Genomic DNA, 6388 nt, shown 5'->3' on the forward strand with positions numbered 1-6388 from the left:
GGCACCCACTCAAATCCAGATTAACTAACTTAGGTTAAACCGTACCTAAAAAGGGTGGTGACATCGTATGTCACCACCCTTTTTTTGCCTTAGGTAAATAGGACTTTTTGAAGATGTGTTGTATAAGGAATCTTATGTTAAGGGAATATTCTAAGATTGACCGGCCTATACAAGCTTTGTAAACAGAATGAATTGTAGATTGAAAAGGGGAGAAAAAAGCCCCGGATTATGTTAAGCGATTATTTGTATACCGCTCTGTTCGTTTCCTTAAAAAGAGCGTATTTTGAGAGTAAAATAAAAGTCGCTTGATTTGTAACAGGGTAGTGACTTTCATCTTTTACTACCCAAAGTATGAAAGTCACTACCCTGTTATATCTGTTATTTAACGGCAAGTAATTCAAGCTGTTCTATCACAGGGGGCATACTCAGTAGAGTATCAGCATTAGCCAGCAACGCTTTCGCAATTTCACCGCTCAGGTGGGCTTGTCGACCCTCTTCGCTAGCAAAGGTGTCGAAAATACCAAACGTATTCTCATTGATCTTGAAGGCATACCAACGAAGGGTACCCTGTTCCTGTTGAGCTAGGGCCAGGGCTTCTTTCAGAAAGTTCTCGACCGTAGCTTCTTGGCCAGGTTTTGCTTGAACACGGGCCAGTAATGAAAGTTTTTCCATGATAAAATGAGTCTAAAAGTTTGTAATAGGTATGATATTTGACAAACGTACGACTTTGGTTATACTTTTTAAGATTAATTTAAGACACGTGATAGTGAGAATAGATTGTGCCACTTAAAACGCCCGTTTTTCCCAGATGGTCGCCGAACTTCTACCAAATAGGTCAGTTCGAGCTACGCTGTGTCTCAAATTGTTATCTCAGGAATCAACGTCTAGTTTTCATCAATAGGATTGAGTTTGTGAGACTGTTTTTTCTCTCAAATGGACGAATGCACGGTTGTATAATCAATGTTATGTAAACCCATTGTCTATGTTTAACAAAACTTGAATTCTGTTAAACACTACTCATGTTTTGTCAAACACTTCTTAAATCGCTAGATTTCTATACATTAGCTGTTAAACAAAACGTTTAACAAAACTCAAATGGCAGATCAGGATGGTTTAACAGAACTTGAATTAAGTAAAACACTTGATCAAGGTATTGAAAAAGCGAAGGGGAAAGGTGGTCGGGCCCGTCGCGCTCCTGATGTGGGTATTTGGGCGGTCCGTGGGGTTGACTTGGAGACTCGTTCTATTATTGAAAAAGGAGCTAGCCGAGCTGGTAAAACGATGGGTCAATATGTGAATGAAGATATCCGTAACATGGTGCAAGGCCAGCTGACAAAGTCTCAATTACCAGCGGCCCCGGTTGACATTCAAAATCAGATCGACCATCTGACTAAGATTGTGGAGGGCCTTGCTTCCAGAATGCCTGAACAAGGAAAACAGTCATTTTGGAAACGTCTATTCGGCTAAGCTTTACGGCTGGTTATAATTTCCTTCTTGACCTCACTAAATGGACGTACAGGCTCATTATGTCGTGCTATACAGTCAAGTGTATCTAGTAAGTCGTAAGCATCCTGAGCCTTATAATCAGCCCATTTATCGTCGAGCTGGCTCATTTGAGCTTTGGTATGCTCATTCTTGATTATAGCCAGCAGTTTAGGAGCTACTTTTTTGTTCGAGAGTTTTCGCATCTTGAGCATGCTGAACGATCTGCCTATGAATTAGAGCTTAGCCTTACGCGTCCGTTTAGGCTTGAGATCTTCTTGACCGGGCATCTTGACCCATTCATCGGCTTCATCTTTCGTGTACCAAATTCCGTCCACCCGTACCCAGGGACCCTTGCCAGGCAACGGGCCATGAGCCGATACCTTAACCGGCTTAGCGGCCATACCGCTGGCGGATCGTCTGGATGTATTGCTGATGCTGGTGGATGTATCGGCTTTCATAGGTGATGTAGGTTGTGATGATAACGGCGAACAGAACCGAAGGATTTTCCACGCGTCGTTCTAAAGTAAAGATAGTCAGATAATACTTCTCGTGCCAATTAGAAATTGCTTGGTATTTATTGGCTGATTTAGGGACTGGCCCGATCACTACGTTTCCGGATAGCATCCGGGCCACATCGGCAAATTTGAGGTTGTGTACCTGTTCATTGGAGTTGATCTTAGCCGAATCAGCCCGGTAATTCTCCATAAAGTGATCACAATTAACGGTTTGCCAAAAGATTTCGGCTCGATCGGCTCCGTAGCCAGGGGGTAGATATAAGGTTGTGTTCTTAGGTATATGATTGGATTTCAATGTAGTTATCAAATAAAGTCATTCTGGTTAATTATCAATCTACCTTACTTTCCTTCAGCGGTCGCCTGACGTTCTTGTTCTAATACTTCGTCCATGCGTCGATTTTCTTCGTCGGTGAAACCCAAATCTGGTATTATGAACGGCTCCTTTGGGCAAACCTCATCCAAGAATCTTTGTACACCCCATCGGCGAATATCTTCAGGCCGATAACTGTTGCATTGTCCTGATTTAAGAGGTGGAATGGGTTCAAGAGGTTCTCTATTTTCCATTTGTTTTCCCTTTCGTCGTTTCTAAGCCAAATACTTTGGCCGTATAACTGCCTATATTCTTAACTTTCCCATCGGCTGCTTTGGTTTGTATATCATACAACTGTCGGTTGATAGTTTCCGTCGAATGGAGGGCTAGCACCTGATCAGCTTGGTCAACTCGTAATCGGAATTGTTTTACTAGACGTTCATGCACTGATGACGTTTGAGTGGGTTCAGGTTTAGCCTTATAGAAGACTTCAAACTCGACTTCGACAACTGGCTTGCGCCCTCTGCCAGGCCGATCACCGTATATAGGCTTATACTTAAAAGTCAGGTCCGTATGACCATTAATCTCCTTAATGGCAATGTCTAGTACATTTCTTTGAAACCAAGTCCAGCTTGGATAACTATCTTTCCCGGTTTTTGGGTCTATTACCCAAAGCATAGTTTTAAGATCAATTAGGTTACGCCTAAAGGTTTTATCCACCATGTTTTTATACATGCATAGCAGTTCATAAATACGTTTGGCATAAGCTGAATTAAGAGAGATAGCAGCTGCTAGTTGTAATTTGGTAAACTTCTTATTCAGGTCAATGTAAAACGGCCGTACTTCTGGAGACAAACCTATTTCGATTATATCAGTCCCTTTTTTGTAACGAGCTGACGTAATAAAAGCAGCTTGTAAAAAGTCCCCATCAGGAAGGGTTGTTTCAAACACACGACCAATCAATTTACGAGTCGCTTGTTTGTATGCATCCGACTTTAGGCGTACAGAACCGTTGATTTCCGCCATCTGATTAACTGATACTTGGTATCTTTTTGACTCAGGATCATCGGGCTTAACTTGGGCAACAACCATATACAACAGATTCTTTTCTGTCTCGCTCATTTCATACCGAGCAAGTGTTAATGCATTATCCTGCCATATCTCTACTCCCTTTTTCATAAGAACATTACTATCTATCAATCAGACAAATGTAAAAAGTGATTTTAATAAATCAATACAATTTTTTTAAATCAATATTTCAGTAACCAAACCTCATTTTATTAAGGGCCTTTCAGTAACCAAACCTCACTTTATTAAGGGCCTTTCAGTAACCAAACCTCACTTTATCAGTAACCAAACCTCACTTTATTAAAGTTATCCACACTGTAAATACTTGTAAATCTGACAGTTATAAGCTCTATTTTGCCCCTTCAAGTGATTAACAAGTGATATTTGAAATACACAATCACTTGTCTCGCGTACGGGCATGTACATACGCGCGCGAGGGATTGCCTGGGCTGAAGTGGTTTGACAGGTACGGTTTAGAAAGTAAAAACGGGTCAACTAAAAAAATAGGTGAAAAGGGGAGAAAAGACGAAGGGGGAAAAAGATCAAAAAACAAAGGGCGAAGCGACGAAAAAACAAAGCGCGAAGCGGTCTTACAAAGAGCAAGCGGGAATTACGCTCCGCGATAATTCATGCTTGCTCTACGAGGTCTCTGTGTTCATAATCAATTAGTTAGCAAATTTTTTTACTATTAGTTAGTAAGCGAAAAGTATATTTTTAGCTAAAAATGCCTTTTCTTAGCAAATTGAGGCCACTTTTGATATACTAAAGTGCTTATTTATGGAAGTGAAAGCGAATAAGTCCGTCCGTTTCGATTCGGATACTGACCTGAAATTCAGCAAGTTAAGCGAAAAACTAGGCCGCTCGAAGCAGGAGCTGTTCGGCCAAATGGTGGACTATTTCTACAAATCCAAGAAAGATCCCGCCGATCTGAACGACGAATTGCTCAAGAAGGAGCTGGGGCAGGGCATTAACCGGATCATCTCCTTCATCAAAACCCAGGAGAAAGAAGCGCTTTCCCCCATGCTGGCTGACCTCGCTCAATTGCAGCGCAATCTGAACCGACTCAACAGCCAGTACGAACCGTTTTTTCAGCAGGATGACCAACAGCAAGTCAGCGGCTTTTTCATCCACACGCAACGCCGATTACTCAAGGAGCATCAGACCCAGCAGGATCAGCAGGCAAACATGGTTCAGAAGCTCGATAAATTGCTCGAGGAGACGCGAACGCATCGAAATGAGGTCAACGCACAGGTAAAGACAAAAGAGAGCTTAAAAGCAAGATTTGTGGCCATCCTGAATCACTACATTCTGCACCGGGAGCAGTTGAATGCGCTCACCCAGGGCCGTCTGATCAAGGAGCTTCAGGAGAATGCTCAGAGCCAGGTAGCCAATCTATAATTTTTTATCCCTTTCCAACCATGCCACATATCAATATCACCGCCAGTAGCAGCGGTAGTAATGCCGGCAGTTGTGGCCAGCTCGTGGAGTATCTGGAGAAAGAAAACAATCTGAAAGCTGAGCATAAGGCTGAATTGTGGTTCAATCAAGGCCGTGATGATTTACGTGCTCAGGAAGTGCGGTTAGGCATTGATTCGAATACGGCCAAGCTCAAGCAACACGAGGCTAAGTTTTATCTGGTCAACATCAGTCCTTCCCAGAAAGAGTTGCAGCACATTGGTAACGACCCCCAAAAGCTCAAGGAGTACGCTCGTGGCGTGATGGCTGAGTATGCAGCTAACTTTCAGAAGGGGTTAGGCCCGGATGATGTGAAGTGGTACGGTAAAGTCGAATACAACCGAGGTTACAAGTGGACCGATCCGGACGTGAAGCAGGGATTGACCCAACGGGGTGAGTTAAAAGCTGGCCATCAGATGCACGTGCAGATCATTGTCAGCCGTAAAGACATGCAGAATCAACGGTTGTTGAGCCCAATGACCAATCATCGAGGCCAGGGTAAGAGTGCCGAGCATGGTCATAAGTTCGGCCAGTTTAATCGGGTCGAGTTCAAAGAGCGCAGTGAAATGGCCTTTGATACCCAAATGGGCTACCGTCGGGAGTTGGAAGAGAGTTTTCGGTATCAGAATACGATGAGTAACGGCACGGTTCAGGAACGGGCTGCTATGACGCTGGAACTACGCGATACGCAGTACGAACGCCAGCAGCAGTTAGCCGCCGATCTCCGGCGGGCTGAAGAGCTACGACTAGAGCAAGCCAAAACAATCGAGCTAAGCCAACGAGAACTGACCATTCAGCAAGAGCAGAAACGGAATCGAGGGTTGAGTCTGTAAGCTGGATTCTGTCGGAGTGACCATGTCAGCTAAGAAAAAATGACAAAATGTCATTTTTCTAGGTGTCGGGAAAAAGCGGCCAATAGTTGGCATAGAGCTTGTTTAGAGGCTTTTTGACTTAATTTTTATGTCAAACCTTTAAACTTTTTACAACGATGTCACTGGTTAAATTCAATGGAAATGGACAACTGCCCTCTCTACTGGATGAATTCATGGGCAGAGACATGGACGAATTATTCAACTTTAATCGGAACTGGCCCGGCGTTACCCGCTCTCAAGTCGGCACGCTGGTACCGGCGGTCAACATCAAGGAAGACACCGATGGCTATCAGATCGATGTAGCCGCCCCCGGTATGAAGAAGGAAGACTTCAATCTAACCTTGCATAACGGCAAACTGACGGTATCGACACAGCAACAGGATCAACACGAAGAGCGTGATCAGCAAGGCCAATACACCAAGCGTGAGTTTAGCTACCATGCCTTTTCTCGTTCGTTCTGGTTACCCGATTCCTGTGAGCAGAGCCAGATCCAGGCTCGGTATGAAGATGGTATTCTGCATATCGAACTTCCCAAGAAGGAAGAAGCCAAACCCAAGGCACCCACTCAAATCCAGATTAACTAACTTAGGTTAAACCGTACCTAAAAAGGGTGGTGACATCGTATGTCACCACCCTTTTTTTGCCTTAGGTAAATAGGACTTTTTGAAGATGTGTTGTATAAG

Annotated in this window: 10 protein-coding genes; 4 read left to right on the forward strand and 6 right to left on the reverse strand. The window is 43.6% G+C overall.

What is annotated here, in order from left to right; genetic code table 11:
* Positions 1 to 378 precede the first annotated feature (378 nt).
* Positions 379 to 672 (reverse strand): putative quinol monooxygenase, encoded by a 294-nt coding sequence (locus ACYVFD_RS35815; protein ID WP_460979938.1) that lies wholly within the window; start codon positions 670 to 672, stop codon positions 379 to 381.
* A 423-nt stretch (positions 673 to 1095) separates the two neighbouring features.
* On the opposite strand from ACYVFD_RS35815, the gene ACYVFD_RS35820 reads away from it, so the two are divergent.
* Positions 1096 to 1467, forward strand: coding sequence for a hypothetical protein (locus ACYVFD_RS35820; protein ID WP_461095431.1), 372 nt, complete (start codon positions 1096 to 1098; stop codon positions 1465 to 1467).
* Here ACYVFD_RS35820 and ACYVFD_RS35825 read toward each other — a convergent pair.
* From ACYVFD_RS35825 to ACYVFD_RS35845, 5 genes are all read right to left on the reverse strand, one after another.
* On the reverse strand, positions 1464 to 1688 hold the full coding sequence (locus tag ACYVFD_RS35825; protein ID WP_461095432.1) for a hypothetical protein: 225 nt from the start codon (positions 1686 to 1688) through the stop codon (positions 1464 to 1466). The two genes, ACYVFD_RS35820 and ACYVFD_RS35825, sit on opposite strands and share 4 nt — an antisense overlap.
* A gap of 30 nt (positions 1689 to 1718) precedes the next feature.
* Entirely contained in the window at positions 1719 to 1886 is a 168-nt protein-coding gene (locus tag ACYVFD_RS35830; RefSeq protein ID WP_461095433.1) for a hypothetical protein, read from the reverse strand.
* Positions 1876 to 2190 carry a hypothetical protein gene (locus ACYVFD_RS35835; protein WP_461095434.1) on the reverse strand — a complete coding sequence of 105 codons (315 nt, stop codon included), beginning with the start codon at positions 2188 to 2190 and terminating at the stop codon, positions 1876 to 1878. The genes ACYVFD_RS35830 and ACYVFD_RS35835 overlap by 11 nt, the downstream gene beginning before the upstream one ends.
* A 149-nt stretch (positions 2191 to 2339) precedes the next feature.
* On the reverse strand, positions 2340 to 2564 hold the full coding sequence (locus tag ACYVFD_RS35840) for a hypothetical protein (RefSeq protein ID WP_461095435.1): 225 nt from the start codon (positions 2562 to 2564) through the stop codon (positions 2340 to 2342).
* A complete protein-coding gene (locus tag ACYVFD_RS35845; RefSeq protein WP_461095436.1) occupies positions 2554 to 3489 on the reverse strand; it encodes a replication initiation protein in 936 nt (311 codons plus the stop codon). The genes ACYVFD_RS35840 and ACYVFD_RS35845 overlap by 11 nt, the downstream gene beginning before the upstream one ends.
* 666 nt (positions 3490 to 4155) lie before the next feature.
* Here ACYVFD_RS35845 and ACYVFD_RS35850 point away from each other — a divergent pair.
* From ACYVFD_RS35850 to ACYVFD_RS35860, 3 genes are all read left to right on the forward strand, one after another.
* Positions 4156 to 4776, forward strand: coding sequence for a BfmA/BtgA family mobilization protein (locus ACYVFD_RS35850; RefSeq protein ID WP_461095437.1), 621 nt, complete (start codon positions 4156 to 4158; stop codon positions 4774 to 4776).
* 20 nt (positions 4777 to 4796) lie between these two features.
* Positions 4797 to 5666, forward strand: coding sequence for a DUF5712 family protein (locus tag ACYVFD_RS35855; RefSeq protein WP_461095438.1), 870 nt, complete (start codon positions 4797 to 4799; stop codon positions 5664 to 5666).
* A 155-nt stretch (positions 5667 to 5821) separates the two neighbouring features.
* Complete coding sequence (locus tag ACYVFD_RS35860; RefSeq protein ID WP_461095439.1) at positions 5822 to 6289, forward strand: Hsp20/alpha crystallin family protein; 468 nt, start codon at positions 5822 to 5824, stop codon at positions 6287 to 6289.
* The last annotated feature ends 99 nt before the right edge of the window (positions 6290 to 6388 follow it).

Source organism: Spirosoma gilvum, assembly GCF_054776815.1.